18 protein-coding genes and 1 pseudogene are annotated in these 16684 nt (G+C 70.8%); 14 read left to right on the top strand and 5 right to left on the bottom strand.

Features of this window, described 5'->3' with window-relative positions:
• Nucleotides 1-22: 22 nt before the first annotated feature.
• The 5 genes and pseudogenes from ACFWXQ_RS30260 to ACFWXQ_RS30240 form a co-directional block, all read left to right on the top strand.
• Nucleotides 23-199: pseudogene (locus tag ACFWXQ_RS30260) on the top strand (amino acid permease); the annotation flags it as partial.
• A 134-nt stretch (nt 200-333) separates the two neighbouring features.
• Entirely contained in the window at nt 334-732 is a 399-nt protein-coding gene (locus tag ACFWXQ_RS30255; protein WP_055617535.1) for a hypothetical protein, read from the top strand.
• 5 nt (nt 733-737) lie between these two features.
• The gene (locus ACFWXQ_RS30250; RefSeq protein WP_383946108.1) at nt 738-1811 is read left to right on the top strand and encodes a transcriptional regulator; all 1074 of its coding nucleotides are present in this window, start codon (nt 738-740) and stop codon (nt 1809-1811) included.
• Nucleotides 1812-1849: 38 nt separating this feature from the next.
• Complete coding sequence (locus ACFWXQ_RS30245) at nt 1850-2335, top strand: roadblock/LC7 domain-containing protein (protein WP_200396371.1); 486 nt, start codon at nt 1850-1852, stop codon at nt 2333-2335.
• A gap of 84 nt (nt 2336-2419) precedes the next feature.
• On the top strand, nt 2420-2794 hold the full coding sequence (locus tag ACFWXQ_RS30240) for a hypothetical protein (RefSeq protein WP_383946074.1): 375 nt from the start codon (nt 2420-2422) through the stop codon (nt 2792-2794).
• A 14-nt stretch (nt 2795-2808) separates the two neighbouring features.
• Here ACFWXQ_RS30240 and ACFWXQ_RS30235 read toward each other — a convergent pair whose 3' ends face one another.
• The 3 genes from ACFWXQ_RS30235 to ACFWXQ_RS30225 form a co-directional block, all read right to left on the bottom strand.
• Nucleotides 2809-3393: a hypothetical protein gene (locus ACFWXQ_RS30235; RefSeq protein ID WP_383946077.1), complete on the bottom strand. Its 585-nt coding sequence runs from the start codon at nt 3391-3393 to the stop codon at nt 2809-2811.
• 103 nt (nt 3394-3496) lie between these two features.
• Entirely contained in the window at nt 3497-4378 is an 882-nt protein-coding gene (locus tag ACFWXQ_RS30230) for a MurR/RpiR family transcriptional regulator (RefSeq protein WP_383946111.1), read from the bottom strand.
• Nucleotides 4379-4452: 74 nt separating this feature from the next.
• Nucleotides 4453-6087, bottom strand: coding sequence for an aromatic amino acid ammonia-lyase (locus ACFWXQ_RS30225; RefSeq protein ID WP_383946079.1), 1635 nt, complete (start codon nt 6085-6087; stop codon nt 4453-4455).
• Nucleotides 6088-6228: 141 nt separating this feature from the next.
• Between ACFWXQ_RS30225 and ACFWXQ_RS30220 the strand changes: the two genes are divergently transcribed.
• The 5 genes from ACFWXQ_RS30220 (at nt 6229) to ACFWXQ_RS30200 (ending at nt 10162) form a co-directional block, all read left to right on the top strand.
• Nucleotides 6229-7272 carry an ABC transporter ATP-binding protein gene (locus ACFWXQ_RS30220; RefSeq protein ID WP_383946082.1) on the top strand — a complete coding sequence of 348 codons (1044 nt, stop codon included), beginning with the start codon at nt 6229-6231 and terminating at the stop codon, nt 7270-7272.
• Nucleotides 7269-7910, top strand: a complete 642-nt coding sequence (locus ACFWXQ_RS30215; RefSeq protein WP_383946084.1) for an ABC transporter permease — start codon at nt 7269-7271, stop codon at nt 7908-7910. Before ACFWXQ_RS30220 ends, ACFWXQ_RS30215 begins: the two co-directional genes overlap by 4 nt.
• A gap of 1 nt (nt 7911) precedes the next feature.
• On the top strand, nt 7912-8574 hold the full coding sequence (locus ACFWXQ_RS30210; RefSeq protein WP_055617529.1) for an ABC transporter permease: 663 nt from the start codon (nt 7912-7914) through the stop codon (nt 8572-8574).
• A 118-nt stretch (nt 8575-8692) separates the two neighbouring features.
• Nucleotides 8693-9631: an ABC transporter substrate-binding protein gene (locus ACFWXQ_RS30205; RefSeq protein WP_383946087.1), complete on the top strand. Its 939-nt coding sequence runs from the start codon at nt 8693-8695 to the stop codon at nt 9629-9631.
• A 102-nt stretch (nt 9632-9733) separates the two neighbouring features.
• Nucleotides 9734-10162 carry a hypothetical protein gene (locus ACFWXQ_RS30200; protein ID WP_383946114.1) on the top strand — a complete coding sequence of 143 codons (429 nt, stop codon included), beginning with the start codon at nt 9734-9736 and terminating at the stop codon, nt 10160-10162.
• Between the two features lie 499 nt (nt 10163-10661).
• On the opposite strand, the gene ACFWXQ_RS30195 is transcribed toward ACFWXQ_RS30200, so the two are convergent.
• Nucleotides 10662-12053 (bottom strand): cystathionine beta-synthase, encoded by a 1392-nt coding sequence (locus tag ACFWXQ_RS30195; protein WP_383946089.1) that lies wholly within the window; start codon nt 12051-12053, stop codon nt 10662-10664.
• 147 nt (nt 12054-12200) lie between these two features.
• Here ACFWXQ_RS30195 and ACFWXQ_RS30190 point away from each other — a divergent pair, with 147 nt between their 5' ends.
• The 3 genes from ACFWXQ_RS30190 to ACFWXQ_RS30180 all read left to right on the top strand — a co-directional run bounded on the left by ACFWXQ_RS30190 (nt 12201) and on the right by ACFWXQ_RS30180 (nt 15911).
• Entirely contained in the window at nt 12201-13232 is a 1032-nt protein-coding gene (locus ACFWXQ_RS30190; RefSeq protein WP_383946093.1) for an SGNH/GDSL hydrolase family protein, read from the top strand.
• A 340-nt stretch (nt 13233-13572) separates the two neighbouring features.
• Nucleotides 13573-14793: an acetyl-CoA C-acetyltransferase gene (locus tag ACFWXQ_RS30185; protein WP_383954097.1), complete on the top strand. Its 1221-nt coding sequence runs from the start codon at nt 13573-13575 to the stop codon at nt 14791-14793.
• Nucleotides 14794-15119: 326 nt separating this feature from the next.
• Nucleotides 15120-15911 carry a hypothetical protein gene (locus ACFWXQ_RS30180; protein WP_383954099.1) on the top strand — a complete coding sequence of 264 codons (792 nt, stop codon included), beginning with the start codon at nt 15120-15122 and terminating at the stop codon, nt 15909-15911.
• 84 nt (nt 15912-15995) lie between these two features.
• On the opposite strand, the gene ACFWXQ_RS30175 is transcribed toward ACFWXQ_RS30180, so the two are convergent.
• Nucleotides 15996-16307 (bottom strand): hypothetical protein, encoded by a 312-nt coding sequence (locus ACFWXQ_RS30175; RefSeq protein ID WP_266497275.1) that lies wholly within the window; start codon nt 16305-16307, stop codon nt 15996-15998.
• A 102-nt stretch (nt 16308-16409) separates the two neighbouring features.
• Between ACFWXQ_RS30175 and ACFWXQ_RS30170 the strand changes: the two genes are divergently transcribed.
• The gene (locus ACFWXQ_RS30170) at nt 16410-16640 is read left to right on the top strand and encodes a DUF4287 domain-containing protein (protein ID WP_200396381.1); all 231 of its coding nucleotides are present in this window, start codon (nt 16410-16412) and stop codon (nt 16638-16640) included.
• The last annotated feature ends 44 nt before the right edge of the window (nt 16641-16684 follow it).

The following is a 16684-nucleotide window of genomic DNA, read 5'->3' as shown; positions in this document are numbered from 1 at the left end:
CCCGCGCCGGGGCGGAGCTCTGCACTTCCGTACGCCGACCGTGCTTCCGGTGCTCGGCGCGGTCACCGCCCTGATCCTCGCCAGTCCGCCGGCCGACCGTCCCGCGGACGTCTACATCCGCGCCGGGGTGCTGCCGGCCGTGGGGGTGGGTCTGTGGGCACTGAACAAGGTGGTGCTGCGTGTAAGGAGCGAGGGCTGAGAGGGAAAATCCACACACTCTAGCCACCGGCTGGCATGTTCCTCAGGAAAATGCCAGATCCATCACTCCTCGCGCACACGTTGCGTAGTTTCGGCGTCACTCAGCCGAACCACAACGGGCGGGAGGGAAGCACCGTGCCCGGAATCGACGAGTGCCTGCTGGAGGCCATGAGACTGCCCGGAGCCCGGGGAGCCTCGGTGGTCGACTGGACCAGCGGACTGGCTCTCGGCACGGTCGGGGACTCGCCCAACGGGGACCACGAGGCCACCGCGGCCGAGGCGGCGGAACTCGCCCGTCTGGCCGCGGAGCACAAGGCCTTCGCCCCCGAGGAAGGAGCCGACTGGTCCGGCGGTCAGCCGCCGGTCGAAGATCTCATCATCTGCAACAAGGACAGCTACCACGTCCTGCGTTTCGTCCGTACGACGTTCGACAGCAGTGTGTTCCTGCATCTGTGGCTGGGTCGTTCGGACGGCAATCTCGCCCTGGCCCGAATACGCCTGGGCGAGATGGCGGAACGGCTGGTGGTGGGGTGACCACGATGGAGGCACGCCCCCTGCCCGGCCGCGACAGAGCCGACGAGGACAGAGCCGACGGCGACACGGCGGATCCCGTCAGGACGGACCACGTCCCGGCGGACCGCACCACCCCGGACCGCGGCTCGGCGAACCGCGCGGAACCACGGTCCGGCATGCCGCCCACCCTCAGCCCGATGCTCAGCCGTCTCGCCGAGGAGCGCGCCACCGGCGTCCTGACGCGGGAGCGCGGCGTGCTGTATCTGGTCGAGGGCCAGGTGGTGCACGCCGAGAGCCCGGCGACACCCGGGCTCGACGTGCTGCTCACCACCCGCGGCGCGCTGGGCTCCGACGGCTGGTGGGAGGCGGTCTCGGAGGCGGGGGCCGACCGGCGGGTCGGACGGTTCCTGGTGGACAGCGGGCGACTGACGGCGGGCGCCCTTGAGCTGTGCCACCTGGGCGCGCTGTACGACGCGGCGTTCTTCACGCTCGGCCCGAGCAGCGGTCCGGCGCGCTTCCGGTACGGGGTCGCGCACTGGATCGGTCCCGTGCGGCCGGTCTCCGTGGACGCGGTGGAGCGGGAGACGCTGCGGCGTCGCGATCTGCTGCACCGCATCTGGCCGGAGCCGGGCACGGACACCGAGCCGCTCGTACGGACCGGCCGTGCCGTCGACTCGGCCCTTCCCCCGCGTCAGCGCACGGTCCTCGACCAGGTGGACGGTGAGCGCACGGCGTCGGACATCTCGCTGGTGCTCGGCCGGCCGGGGTTCCACACCCTGGTCGACCTGCGGCGGCTCGCGGCCGCCGGAATCGTGACGACGCGATCGCCGACGATCACGTCCGGGCCGGTCCCGTCCGGCTCCATCGCGCCCGGCTCCATCGCGCCCGGACGGGACGAAGCCGGGCCCGCCGAATCAGGGTCCGCCGAATCCGGGCCCGTCCCGTCCGGACCGGACGAAACCCGGGCGCCGGGAGCGCCCGCAACCCCCCTGTCCCCCGTCTCCACGGTGGTCGCGCAGGCCGCGGAGGCGGCGCAGGCGTCGGCCGATCCCGACGTCGCCCTGCTGCGCCGGCTCAGAGACGCCTTGGAGGCCTTGTGATCCGCGCGCTCCGACAGCGTGCCGAGAGGAGACAACTGATGGCGGCCGAGGCCGAAGTCCTCGACGAACTACACCGGTTGCGGGCCCGAGTGCCCCAGCTGACGGGTGCCCTCGCGGCCAGCGTCGACGGCCTCGTGCTGGCCCAGGACACCCCGGGCGTGGAGCCGGAGGGGCTCGCCGCGCTCACCGCCGCCGCGCTGGGAGTCGCCCTGCGCATGGCGGACGCGACCGGACGGGGCGATTTCCGCGAACTGCTGCTGCACGGCGAGCACGGCTATCTGGCGACCTACGCGGCGGGACCCTCCGCCGTGCTGACGCTGCTGGCCGGCGACCGGGCGAACGTCGGCCGGCTGCACCTCGAAGGGCGCCGCTCCGGCACCCGCATCGGGGAGCTCGTCGAGGCCGCGGTCGAGAGCCGGCCCGCCCCGGCCGCGCGGGCCCCGGCGAAGCCCTCCGCGCCCCGCACCCGAACCGCGCGCGTCGCGCGCACCACCACCACCGAGCCGACCGGCAAGAGCCGTTGAGCACCGGCGACAGCCGTTGAGCACGGATCCACCGGACCGAACTCGCCGGACCGAACTCACCGAACCGAAAGGACGGGCACGACCATGACCAACACGGAAACCGCGCTGAAAGAGGCCCTGGCCTCCATCGAGGGCGCGACCGGAGCCGCTCTCGTCGACTACACCAGCGGTATGGCGCTGGGCACGATCGGCGGAAGCAAGGGCTTCGACCTCACGGTCGCGGCGGCCGGCAACACCGATGTCGTACGCGCCAAGATCCGCACCATGGAGCACCTGGGGCTCAAGGGCGAGATCGAGGACATCCTGATCACGCTGTCCGACCAGTACCACCTGATCCGCCTGATGAAGGGCCGCGGCGGCAACGGTCTCTTCCTCTACCTGGTGCTCGACGCCAAGCGTTCCAACCTCGCGATGGCCAGGCATCAACTGAAGAGGATCGAGGCGGATCTGGAGGTCTGACCCCGCCCCGGGGCTCAGACGAGCACGCCACCCCGGCGCCGCGCCCCACCGGGCGCGGCGTCGCCCGCGGCGATCCCCGTGGCGCGATAGCCCTTGACCCGCTTGCCCGCCGGAACGCCGGCCCCGCGCCCGAGCCAGTCGACGCGGACCCAGACGAGCGACTCGGCCCCCCGTTCGAGCCGTCCGATCCGGGCCGCCTTGAGGCGAAGGCCCGCCCCGGCTCCTGCGAGCAGCATCCCGCCGGCCGCGGGGACGGCGAACGCCGAGCCCAGTGCTCCCACGAGGGCGAGCAGCAGCCACCACCGGTGCCCGCGCCGCCAGTTCCGTACCGTCACGGCCCGGTCCTGGAGCACGTCGTGCTTCCCGGCCCTGGCGGCCCCGCCGACCAGCGCCACGTACCGCTTGTGCCGTACCAGGGCCACCACGGCCGCAGTGATCAGAAAGAGCGCGGCCCCCGCCATCACCCCGATCCGGCGCCCGGTGATCCCGGGCACCAGCACACCCACACCCGCCGAGATCACTCCGAGCCACCACAACGGTGCCGCCCCGGCCCGTACGACGACGGCCACCCGCGCCAGTCCCTGCCCTCCGCGCGTCACGATCCGCTCCTCACCGACTCATCGACGCCTCTTTTGGGCACGCAGGCTAGCGAGCAAAAGTGAGACACGTATGAGAGCGGGCGAAAAAGGCACCGCGATACCGCTACTCGACGAACAGGCCCCGTGCGGCGGCCCGCGCGTCGAACTCCTCCAAGCGTGCCTGCGCCTGGGGCAGCCCGTCGCACATCGCCTCCAGGAGCACCCGCCCGAGCAGCATCGGCGCGCACGCCGTGTCGAAGGCGAGCCCGGTCCCGACAGCGGCGGGCAGCAGCAGGTCGGACACCTTGGCGACCGGCGCGAACGCCGAGTCCGCCACCGTGACGACGGTCAGCCCGGCCTCCTTCGCGTAGGCCAGCGTGTCCACGACCTCCCGCGGGTGCCGGGGCAGCGCGAAGCACAGCAGGGTCGTGGCCCCGGCCCGTACGGCCGAGTCGATCCGGTCGTGGACCATCGTGCCGCCCTCGTGCAGCAGCCGTACGTCCGGATGGACCTTGGCGGCGAAGTACGCGAAGCCGTAGGCCTGGGAGGCGGCCGCCCGCAGTCCGAGGACGGGCAGCGGCCGTGAGGCGGCGAGCAGCCGTCCCGCCCGCTCCACGGGACGCGGGTCCGCGAGCACGGACGCGAGATGGCGCAGGTTCTCAATCTCGGCCTCGACGGCCTGCTGGTACTCGTTGTACGAGCCCGTGTCCGCCGCGGGTTCGGCGGGCGTGACCTCGCGCAGGTGCTTGCGGAGCGCCGGATAGCCGTCGAAGCCGAGGGCCACGGCGAAACGGGTGACGGACGGCTGGCTGACCCCGGCCAGCTCCGCGAGCTCCACACTCGACAGGAACGGCACGTCGGCGGCCCGCCGCACCATGCTGTGCGCGATCCGCCGCTGCGTGGGGGTGAGCCGGTGGCCCTCGAAGAGCGTCTGCAGACGCCCGGCAGGACTGTCCGTCACACCCGCGCTCCCGTCGCCCGCACCCGCCCCGCCGGCCGGGCCCATCTCCATGTCCGCGCCCATGCCCGTGTCCATGTCACTGTCCATGCCCATATTCACGCTCATGCTCCCGTCCACGCTCATGCCGTGCTCCCCCTCCAGATGTCCGTGAACCGGTCGAGCAGCGCGGCCGCCGCCGTCACGTCGTCCGTGAGCGGGCGGTCGGTCGGGTCCGCGTCGAGCACCGACTCGGCGAGTTCCAGCGCCCGCGCCACCGGCAGCTCCGGGTCGGGACGCAGCTCGCGCTGACGCAACGCCCGTACGGCCGCGACGAGTTCGCAGCCCACGACGAGCCGGTACGCATCGCACGCGCGCAGCGTCTGACGGGCGGCGAGCGAGGCGAAGCTGGCCTGCTCCTCGACGCCCCGGGAGAGTACAGCGTGGCCGAGCGAGGCGGGCGCGGAGAAGGCCCGCAGATCACCGAGGGCGGCCCCGGCGGCGTACTCCAGGATCATCACGCCGGAGGAGGCGGGCTCGTGGTCGGCGAGGAAGGGCCGCAGCCGGGTGTAGGCGGGTTCGTTGAGGGTCGACAGGCGGGAGGTCGACAGCCGGGCCACCTGGGTGAGGGAGAGCCTGAAGTGGTCCAGGGCGAGGGCGAGTTGGGCCTGGTAGAAGCCGCCGTGGTGGTAGGCGGCCATGTCCTCGGCACAGATCAGCGGGTTCTCGGCGGCCGCGTTGATCTCGACGGCGAGCACCTCCTCCAGGGCGTCGGCCGCGTCGTGCGCGGGCCCGTGGATCTGCGGCAGACACCGGAATCCGTACGGGTCCTGGATCCGGCCGAGCGGCGGCGTCGGGTGGTCGGCGGCGCCGATCAACTGCCGCATGCGGCGGGCCACTTCACTCGAACCGCGGTGCGGACGCGCGGCGTGCACGGGCGCGGCGTACGCCTCGTACGAGCCGTCCACCGCGACCAGTGACAGCGCGGCGACGACCTGCGTGGCCCCGATGAGCCCGCGCAGTTCGTGCAGCGCGAGGGCCGCCTGTCCGAGAGTGAGGGCGTTGCTGCTGATCAGTGCGAGGGCGTCGTTGTTGTCCAGCGGCTGGGGCTCGGGCGCGCCCACGGACTCCGGCGTACCGGTCAGCGCACCCGTGGCCGCTCCCGCGATCGCCCCGCCGAGCACACCGCCGCCCACACTTCCCGAGGCGCCGGCGCCGACGACCGCGCGCACACCGGTCGACGCGTCCGCGCCCCGCCAGGGGTGCTCCCCGGCCAGCGCCAGCCCGAGCTGCGCGAGCGCCGCGATGTCCCCGGTCCCCACCGAGCCGAACTCGTTCACGACGGGATACGCACCGGCCTCCAGCGCCTCGCACAGTGCCGTGACGACGGTGGGCCGCAGGCCCGCGCCGCCCGCGAGGAGCTGGTTCGCGCGGACGGCGAGCATCGCCCTGACCTGCCGGGCGGGCAGTTCCTCGCCGATGGCGCCGGCGTGGCTGCGCAGCAGGCGCAGACCGTGCTCGGCGGCCGCCTCGGTCGGCACGTCCTCGTTCCGGTTGGCGCCGACCCCGGTGGAGCGGCCGTACACGCGCCCGGTCGCGGCGATCCGCCGGGCGGCGTCCCAGGATTCCTCGACGCGTTTCATCGCCTCGGTACCCGCGACCGGCCGTGCGGTCCCGTCGGCGAGCCGTACGACGTCGGCCACTCCGGTGCTGCAACCGTCCAGCACCACGAGGCCGGTGGTCACCACACCAGGTGTGTCCACATCCCGAGACGACATAGAGCGCGAACTCCCCTCAATCCGGACGTTGGATCTTGCCTGACGGTCATAAGTAACCGGCGATTAACACCGAACCGTTGACAACCTATTCAGATACAGAGAACTCTGCATGACGATATGCAGCCGGGCAAGGGACACCTCATGATCCAGTTCGACGCGGTCCACAAGCGCTTCCCGAACGGCACCACAGCGGTCCACGACCTCTCCCTGGAGATGCCAGAAGGCGGCGTGACCGTCCTCGTGGGATCTTCCGGTTGCGGCAAGACGACCACCCTGCGAATGATCAACCGAATGGTCGATCCGACCTCCGGGACCATCCGGGTCGGCGGCCGTGACGTACTGGACCAGGACGCCGCCGACCTGCGCCGTTCCATCGGTTACGTCATCCAGCAGTCGGGCCTCTTCCCGCACCGCACGGTCCTCGACAACATCGCGACCGTGCCACTGCTCCTCGGCCACGGCCGCCGCAAGGCACGGGCCCGGGCCGCCGAGCTCCTGGAGACGGTCGGCCTGACCGCCGAGTCCGGGAAGCGCTATCCGCACCAGCTCTCCGGCGGCCAGCAGCAGCGCGTGGGCGTGGCCCGAGCGCTCGCCGCCGACCCGCCGGTACTCCTGATGGACGAGCCCTTCGGCGCGGTCGACCCGGTCGTGCGCACCCAGCTCCAGGACGAACTGCTGCGGCTCCAGAAGGAGTTGAGCAAGACGATCGTCTTCGTCACGCACGACATCGACGAGGCGGTACGGCTCGGCGACCAGATCGCGATCTTCCGCACCGGTGGCCACCTCGTCCAGTGCGCGACCCCCTCCGAGCTGCTGGCCCGCCCGGCGGACGACTTCGTCGCGGACTTCCTGGGCGCCGAACGCGGCCTGAAGCTCCTCTCCCTGACGCCCCTCAAGGGCATACCGCAGGCGCCGGCCCCCGAGGGCGGCACCTGGGAACTGACCCTCGACGAGGCCCGCAGGCCCCTGCACTGGCGCACCAAGGACACCGGGGACACCGAACTCCCCGTACGCCCGCTGCGCGACACCGACTCGCTGCTGGCCGCCCTCAACGAGTCCATCGCCTCCCCGACCGGACTCGTGGCCCGCGTCGACGCCGACGGCATCCTCACCGGCGTGACCTCGCGCGACGAGATCCACCAGCACGCGGGCCAGGCCCACGCGGAAGCCCGGGTGGCCTCGTGACCGTCGACTGGTCGTGGATAGGCGACCACACCGACGACCTCACCACCCTGACGCTCTCGCACCTCCAGGCGGCCCTGTCGGCGGTCTTCTTCGGCCTGCTGATCTCCCTGCCGCTGGCCGTGGTCGCCCACCGGATCCGCCCCCTGCGCGGCGTGCTGCTGGGCCTCTCGAACATCCTCTTCACGATCCCGTCGATCGCGGTCTTCGTACTGCTCCTCCCGGTCTCCGGCCTGACCCGCACCACCACGGTCATCGGCCTGACGATCTACACCCTCGTCGTCCTGCTGCGGAACACGGTCGAAGGCCTCGACTCGGTCCCCACGAAGACGAAGGAGGCCGCGAAGGCCATGGGCACGCGCCCCCTGCGCGCCCTCCTCACGGTCGAGCTCCCCCTCGCGCTCCCCGTGATCATGGCGGGAGTCCGTATCGCCACCGTCATGTCGATCTCACTGGTCTCCGTGGCCACGTACATCGGCGACGGCGGCCTCGGCCAGCTCTTCACGGACGGCTTCCAGCGCAACTTCCCGACCCCGGTCATCGTCGGCGTCGTCCTGACGCTCCTGCTGGCCCTGGTCGCCGACGCGCTGCTGGTGGCCGTCCAGTACGTACTCACCCCGTGGACGAGGCGGCGAGCCTGACATGTACGAACTCTTCAAGGACCTCGGCGACTGGCTGGTCAGCGGCGAGCAGTGGACCGGCCCCGACGGCATCGGCCACCGCCTCGCCGAACACCTCCAGTACTCCCTCCTCGCCACCCTCGTGGCCGCCGCGATCGCCCTCCCCGTCGGCCTGCTGATCGGCCACACGGGCAAGGGCGCGTTCCTCGCGATCAACCTCGCGTCCTTCGGCCGCGCCCTGCCCACCGTCGGCCTGGTCGTCCTCGTCTTCCTGGCGAGCGGCCTGTCGATGTGGCCGGTGTACGTGGCACTGGTCGCCCTCGCCGTCCCCTCCATCGTGACCAACACGTACGCGGGCATGACCGCGGTCGACCCGGACGTGAAGGACGCGGCGCGCGGCCAGGGCATGCGCTGGCACCAGGTCCTCTTCCAGGTCGAACTGCCCCTCGCACTCCCGCTGATCATGACGGGCCTGCGGCTGGCGCTGATCCAGGTGGTGGCCACGGCAACGATCGCGGCGTACGTCTCTTTCGGCGGGCTGGGGCGGTACGTGTTCGACGGGCTCGCCCAGCGGGACCTTGTGCAGGTGCTGGGCGGGGCGGTGCTGGTGGCTCTGGTCGCCGTTGTGCTCGACCTGGGGCTTAGCGGGCTGCAGCGGGTGCTGTTCCGGCATCGCCCGGCGTAGACGCGCCCTGGCTGCCGCCGGCTGCCGTTCTCGATCTGCGGGTCCGTCGTGGCTGGTCGCGCAGTTCCCCGCGCCCCTGAAGGCATGAAGGGGCACCCCATGCTTAAGGAGTCACCCAATGAATCGTCGTACTCTCCTCGGTGGGCTTTTTGCCGCCGCGTCCGTTCCCGCTCTCGCCGCTTGCAGCAGCGGGATCACCTCGCTCGACGGCGGGGGCAGTTCCGGTGGTGGGGGCGGGTCCAGCAAGGACGGTGTCACCATCGGCACCGCCAACTTCACCGAGAACCAGGTGCTCGGCTTCCTCTACGCGGCCGTACTGGAGGCCGCCGGTGTGAAGACGAAGGTCCGCCCGAACCTCGGCACCCGCGAGATCCTCATCCCCGCTCTCAAGGGCGGCGACATCGACCTGCTCCCCGAGTACCAGGGGGCCCTCCTGCACTACCTCTCCCCCAAGGCGGAGGCGACGGAGGAGGGTGAGATGCAGAACGCCCTCGCGATGGCCCTGCCCGCCGGGCTCCAGGTGCTGCCGTACGGCATGGCCGAGGACTCGGACGCGTTCGTCGTCACCCGGGAGACGGCCGACAAGTACGGGCTGTCGTCCCTCGCCGACCTGAAGAAGGAGAACGGCAAGCTCGTCATCGGCGCCGCCCCCGAGGTGAAGAAGCGCGAGGTGGGCTCGGTGGGCCTGAAGGACGTCTACGGCGTCGAGTTCAAGGAGTTCAAGTCCCTCGACTCCTCCGGGCCACTGGTGAAGGGCGCCCTGAAGAAGGGCGACGTGGACGTGGCGAACCTCTTCACCACCGACACCGACATCGTGGCCAACAAGTGGGTCGTCCTCACCGACCCCAAGAACCTCATCCCCGGCCAGCACATCGTCCCTCTCATAGCCGACCGCAAGGCCGACTCGACGGTCCGCAAGGCCCTCGCCGAACTGGGCAACGTCCTCACCACCGCGGATCTCACCGAGCTGAACCGCCAGGTCGACAAGGACAAGAAGGACCCGGAGGACGTGGCGAACGCGTACGCGAAGGAGAAGGGCCTGACGAAACAGGCCTGACGCAGCAGGGCCCGGCCTGGTGGGGAACAGCCCAGCGAGGACAGGGGGGCTAACCCCCGTGCCAACCCGGCTCCGGCTCTCTACCGTTGAGATATGACCGGTATGGAAGCCCGCGACGCCGAACTCAAGAAGGAACTCGACGCCACCTTGCACGCACGCAAGGAACTGGGCGAGGAGTACGAGTCCGCGCTGGTCGACTCGTTCCTGGAAAAGGTCGAGCAGCGCCTGGACGGCGCGGTCGACCGCCGGGTGCGGCGTCAGCTCGCGGAACAGCAGATGGTGGTGGCCCGGGGCTCGCGCTCCCCGCAGGGATCCTCCGATTCCTTCGGCGAGCGCTTCGGCTTCGGCATCGTCTCGATGGTCCTCGCGATCCCCCTGTCCGCGATCGGCGGCGGGGTCGCGGACCTGCCCGGCCTCCTCGTCGCCTGGGCGGGCATCGTCGGCGTCAACGTGGTCCAGGCCGCACGCAACTCACCGAACTTCTTCACCCGCCGCCGCAAGTCCTCCCAGGACAGCGACTGGGAAGAGTGAGCCACCGCCCCACAAGGGGCGCGGGGAACTGCGCAACCAGCCCCCACCGACCCGCACACAAGGGGCGCGGGGAACTGCGCGCCCAGCCCCCACCGGCCCGCAGCAGGCAAACGACGCAAGCGGAACCCACACGCAAAAGGGGCCCGGTACCGCCAGGTACCGGGCCCTTCGCGGGCTTGCGCGGGGACCGCCGCACCCCCGTTGCCGGGGGGCGGGACGACGGCGGTCCCCGCGAGGGACGCGGGCCGGGTCAGGGCCTGGCTTACGCGTCCGTGGCGTCCATGGAGGTCCGGGAGCCGCTCCGGAGGTCCTTGGCGCCGTTTCGGTGCCGGCCGGGGCGGGGAGCCGCTCCCGCCCTTGCCGACATCCACCAATGTGCCGGACGCGTGTTAAGCGTGTGCTGCGCGGACGTGACGCGCTCGTACCACTTCCACGAAGTTCCGCCGTGATCGCTCACACCGGAAGTTCCCCTCCGGGGCGCGCAGTTCACCGGACGTTCCTACTGCCGTCCACCTTTGGCCAGGAAGGACAACAGGTCCTGCCGGCTGACGACACCGGTGGGCTTGCCCTCGACCAGGACGATCGCCGCGTCGGCGGCACCGAGCACGGTCATCAGGTCGCCCACGGGCTCACCGGAGCCGACCTGGGGCAGCGGGGCCGACATGTGCTTCTCCAGCGGGTCGGAGAGCGAGGCCCGCTGGGTGAACAGCGCGTCGAGCAGCTCGCGTTCGACGACGGACCCGACGACCTCGGCGGCCATCACGTCGGGGTGACCCGCGCCCGGCTTCACGATGGGCATCTGCGAGACGCCGTACTCCCGCAGCACCTCGATGGCCTCGCCGACCGTCTCGTCCGGGTGCATGTGGACGAGGGACGGGATGGCCCCGTGCACCTTGTCGCTCAGGACGTCGGCGACGCGGGCGCTGGGCCCCTCGTCCTCCAGGAACCCGTAGTCGGCCATCCACTCGTCGTTGAAGATCTTGCTGAGGTATCCGCGCCCGCTGTCGGGCAGCAGCACGACCACCACGTCGTCCGGCCCGAGCCGCTCGGCGACACGCAGCGCGGCCACGACGGCCATGCCGCAGGAGCCGCCGACGAGCAGCCCCTCCTCCTTGGCGAGCCGCCGGGTCATCTGGAAGGAGTCCTTGTCGGACACGGCGACGATCTCGTCGGCGACGGTCCGGTCGTACGCGGTCGGCCAGAAGTCCTCGCCGACGCCCTCGACGAGGTACGGGCGCCCGGAGCCGCCGGAGTACACGGACCCCTCGGGGTCGGCGCCGACGACCTGGACCCTGCCGTCGCTGGCGTCCTTGAGGTACCGCCCGGTCCCGGAGATGGTGCCGCCGGTCCCCACGCCCGTCACGAAGTGGGTGATGCGCCCCTCCGTCTGCTCCCACAGCTCGGGGCCGGTGGAGTGATAGTGCGAGAGGGGATTGTCGGGGTTGGAGTACTGGTCGGGCTTCCAGGCTCCCGGGGTCTCCCGCACGAGCCGGTCCGAGACGTTGTAGTACGAGTCGGGGTGCTCGGGATCAACGGCGGTGGGGCAGACGACGACGTCGGCGCCGTACGCCCGCAGGACGTTGATCTTGTCTGTGCTCACCTTGTCGGGGCACACGAAGATGCACTTGTAGCCCTTCTGCTGAGCCACGATGGCAAGGCCCACACCGGTGTTTCCACTGGTCGGCTCGACGATCGTGCCGCCCGGCTGCAGCGCGCCGCTCTTCTCGGCGGCCTCGATCATGCGCAGGGCGATGCGGTCCTTCACGGAACCGCCGGGGTTGAAGTACTCGACCTTCGCGAGGACGGTCGCCTGGATGCCGGCGGTCACGCTGTTGAGCCTCACCAGCGGGGTGTTGCCGACGAGACTGATCATCGAGTCGTGGAATTGCACCGTTGTCTCCGGAGCTGAAAAAGAAGTGATTGAGGTGGTGTCGTCAGCCTAAGCCCCGTGTCGGGCGTTCACGTCTCGTTGAGATTGGCCGACGGTCTGTACGGGGCAAGCAGTGGGTGTACGGCAAAGAGGAGGTGGCGGCTACGCATGACGAGCTTGTCGAGAGCGAGGGTGGCACGCCGGATCGCCGCGGGCGCCGCGTACGGCGGCGGCGGGATCGGTCTGCTGGGCGCGGCGACGGTCGGAGTGGTGCTGGCCGAGGTCCAGCTGGCGAAGCGCCAGGTGGGGAACGGCCACAGCCCCCGTCCGCCGAGCGCGGACGGGCTGTACGGGTATGTGTACGCCGGCTCCGAGGAACCACTGCGCCTGACGATGCTGGGTGACTCCACGGCGGCGGGGCAGGGCGTGCACCGGGCCCGTCAGACACCGGGGGCGCTGCTCGCCTCCGGGCTCGCGGCGGTCGCGGAGCGGCCGGTGCGCCTACGGAACGTGGCGCTGCCCGGCGCCCAGTCCGACGACCTGGACCGCCAGGTCGCGGTGGTTCTCGGGGAACCGGACGGGATCCCCGACGTATGCGTGATCATGGTCGGTGCGAACGACGTGACGCATCGGATGCCGGCGACGCGCTCGGTCCGTCACCTCTCGGCTGCGGTACGCCGGCTGCGTACCGCCGGTGCCGAGGTGGTCGTGGGCACGTGCCCCGACCTGGGCACCATCGAGCCGGTCCAGCAGCCGCTGCGGTGGCTGGCACGGCGGGCCTCGCGGCAGCTCGCGGCCGCCCAGACCATCGGGACGGTGGAGCAGGGCGGGCGGACGGTGTCGCTGGGCGACCTGCTGGGGCCGGAGTTCGCGGCGAATCCGCGTGAGCTCTTCGGGCCCGACAACTACCACCCCTCCGCCGAGGGCTACGCGACTGCGGCGATGGCGATGCTGCCCACGCTGTGCGCCGCGCTGGGCCTTTGGCCGGCGGAGGAGGAGCGGCCGGACGTCTCCCGCCGGGAGGGGTTCCTGCCGGTGGCCCGGGCTGCCGCGGAGGCCGCGTCCGAGGCGGGTACGGAGGTCACTGCGGCCATGCCCACGGGTCCGCGTGCCCCTTGGGCCCTCCTCAAACGCCGCCGCCGCCACCGCGTCCCGGCCACGGACCCGTCCCCAACGACGACCCGAGAACCGTCCGCCTGACCGGGCCTTTCTCGCCCCCGCCGCCCCTACCCATTCCCGTCCCTTTCGGGGGCCAGCCCCCGAACCCCCGCTCCTCAAACGCCGGAGGGGCTGAAGATTTCGCGGCCCGGGCCGACACATTCAGCCCGTCCGGCGTTTGAGGACGAGGCCGTTCAGGCCGATAGCGGGGGTCTGGGGGCGGAGCCCCCAGGGACGGGACGGGTAGGGGCGGCGGGGGCGAGGAAAGCAAGCGCTTAGACAAATGCGGCCCGAGTCACACGCCAACACCCGTGACCTCGCCCATACGTACGGGTAACTTCCCAACCAGGTCCGCCTACCCCCGTACGCCAATGGAGCCGTCATGCCGGAAGCCGTAATCGTCTCGACCGCCCGCTCCCCCATCGGCCGCGCTTTCAAGGGCTCCCTCAAGGACCTGCGCCCCGACGACATTACCGCCACGATCATCCAGGCGGCCCTGGCCAAGGTCCCGGAGCTCGACCCCAGGGACATCGAGGACCTGATGCTCGGCTGCGGCCTCCCCGGCGGCGAGCAGGGCAGCAACCTCGGCCGCATCGTCGCCGTACAGATGGGCATGGACCACCTCCCGGGCACCACCATCACCCGTTACTGCTCCTCCTCGCTCCAGACGACCCGCATGGCCCTGCACGCCATCAAGGCGGGCGAGGGCGACGTCTTCATCTCGGCGGGCGTCGAGATGGTCTCCCGGTTCGTGAAGGGCAACTCCGACAGCCTCCCGGACACGCACAACCCCCTCTTCGCGGACGCGGAGACCCGCACCGCCGAGGTCGCCGCCAGCGAGGGCGCGAGCTGGCACGACCCGCGCGAGGACGGCATCGTGCCCGACCCGTACATCGCGATGGGCCAGACCGCGGAGAACCTCGCCCGCATCAAGGGCGTCACCCGCCAGGACATGGACGAGTTCGGCGTCCGCTCGCAGAACCTCGCCGAGGAAGCCATCAAGAACGGCTTCTGGGAGCGCGAGATCACCCCGGTCACGACCCCGGACGGCACGGTCGTCTCCAAGGACGACGGCCCCCGCGCCGGCGTCACCCTCGAAGGCGTCCAGGGCCTCAAGCCGGTCTTCCGCCCGGACGGACTCGTCACGGCGGGCAACTGCTGCCCGCTGAACGACGGCGCCGCCGCCGTGGTGATCATGTCCGACACGAAGGCCCGCGACCTCGGCCTGACCCCCCTCGCCCGGGTCGTCTCGACCGGCGTCACCGGCCTCTCCCCCGAAATCATGGGCCTCGGCCCGGTCGAGGCGTCGAAGCAGGCCCTGGGCCGCGCCGGCCTGACCGTCGACGACATCGACCTGTTCGAGATCAACGAGGCGTTCGCCGCCCAGGTGATCCCCTCCTACCGCGACTTGAACATCCCGCTGGAGAAGCTGAACGTGAACGGCGGCGCGATCGCGGTCGGCCACCCCTTCGGCATGACCGGCGCCCGCATCACCGGCACGCTCATCAACTCCCTCCAGTTCCACGACAAGCAGTTCGGCCTGGAGACGATGTGCGTCGGCGGCGGCCAGGGCATGGCGATGGTCATCGAGCGCCTGAGCTAGCACCGGGAGCCACCACGGCAGCCACCGCAGGAACCGGCGCCCGAACCGAAGCGCCGCACCTGTAACAGCCGTTGAACTCAGCGTGACCGAATCGGCCCGGAACCCCGCAACCACCGGGACTACGGGCCGATTTGTGATCCAATCTCCCCCAGGATGTGACCTATCTCCCTCTGGAGAGGGATTTACGCAGGTCAGAGCCGTTACGCAACCAAACATCAGGGCTAAAGTCCTGTCCCTTTCGTGACGTTACGCACTGACAGCTGGTTAGTCCGCCCTTCAAGCTGATGTAGGAAGTCGGGGGTCGACTTTGAACCGGGAGTACGTCAGTGAGCACCACGTCTCTTGCTCTGCTGCTCGCCACAGCCACCACCACGGCCGTGGGCGTCGCCGTTCTGCGCACCCTGCTGGCGCTGCGCCGACAGGTGGCAGCCCTGCACACCCAGCTCGCCGAGAACCGCGCCACGGCCGTCCGCGGTCTCGTGCCGTCCGCGCGCTCGACCACGGACACGGACGAGATACGTGCCGCAGTGGCCGAGGCGCTCGCCGAGGAGCGGGAGCGGGAGCTTGCCGAGGCCCGGGCCTTCTGGGCCGCCCAGGAGGCGCGTGACGCCTCGGACTCGCCCACTCTGCTCGGACTCCCGGACAGCGATCTGTTCCTGCCGCGCCAGTCGGACTTCGCGGGCCTCGAACACCTGGAGCCGGTGACCGAGCCGGCCGCCGACGCCGACGAGTTCGCCGGGGACTCCCCCGAACTGGCCGCGGCCCGCCGCCGTCACCCCTCGCACCCGGACTTCGTACCGGTCCAGTCACCGGTCGTGAACGACCACGAACGCACGGTGTCCTGCCTGGAGGAACTGGCCGAGTCCCGCACGGAACTCACCGACATCCGCCCCGGCCCCCTCGGCACCCTCGACGTCTACGTCTTCGCCGACGGCACCACCCTCTGCATGACCCCGGGCCACCGCGAAACCGCCGAACGCCTCGCCGACTCCCTCCGCACCGGCCACCCCCCGGTCCTCCTGGGCGGCTCCGGAGTCTCAGGCGCCTACGCCCTGACCTTCGAATGCGCGAACGAAAACGTCTACGTCCTGGCGGACAGGGTCATAGCTTCCCTGTAAAGCACGCCCCGACATTGAGCGCCCCGTCAGGGGCGCGGGGAACTGCGCGACCAGCCACATCCGGCCGACAGTCGCCAACGAACCTCAAACCCCCGCCCTCTTCTGCGCCTCCTCAACAACCCGCACAGCCTCCACGACCTCATCCACCGTGGTCAGTACAACCGCCAAGTCATTCCCAGCCAGAGTGATCTGATCCGCCGCGGCGAACATCCCCGCATCCGGCATCTCCAGAGGCTCCCGCAAGGGATCCTCCAACCGCTGGGCACGCAGTGCCAACTCCCTGGCCAGCCCCAGCGCTTCCGCGGCGGCCCCCCGTTGCAACCGGCTCTGCGGAGCGGCCCGCAACCGGTCGGCGAAATGTTCCACGGCCCGCGTCAAAGGCGTCGTATCAAGCACGCGCCGACCCTACGCGCCTCATCTGGACTGTTGCCAACAGGCCAACGCTCAGGCACGGTGACTTGAAGGACCGGCTTACATCCCATGCGTCCGGAGGCGCCGATGTCCCAAGTCTTCTCCGAGGAGACCCATCGCAATCTGCTCGCCCGCATCCCCCATTGCACCGGTCGTGAGATCTCCGACTGGCTGCGCACCGTCGACGAAGGCCCCGCCCTCTTCCGCTTCGAGGAGAAGGTCAGCTGGCTCCGTGCCGAGCACGACCTCGCGTACGGCCACGCCAAGGCGATCATTCACGAGTACGACCTGAGGAGGGCCGCGCGCAAACTGCGCTGAGCGGTTTCGCTCTGCTCCAGCACCCGAAAAAAACGGAAGGGCCC

This window comes from Streptomyces sp. NPDC058697, from assembly GCF_042715345.1.
Taxonomy (GTDB): Bacteria; Actinomycetota; Actinomycetes; order Streptomycetales; family Streptomycetaceae; genus Streptomyces; species Streptomyces liliifuscus.
This window is presented reverse-complemented; position numbering and strand designations above follow the sequence as displayed.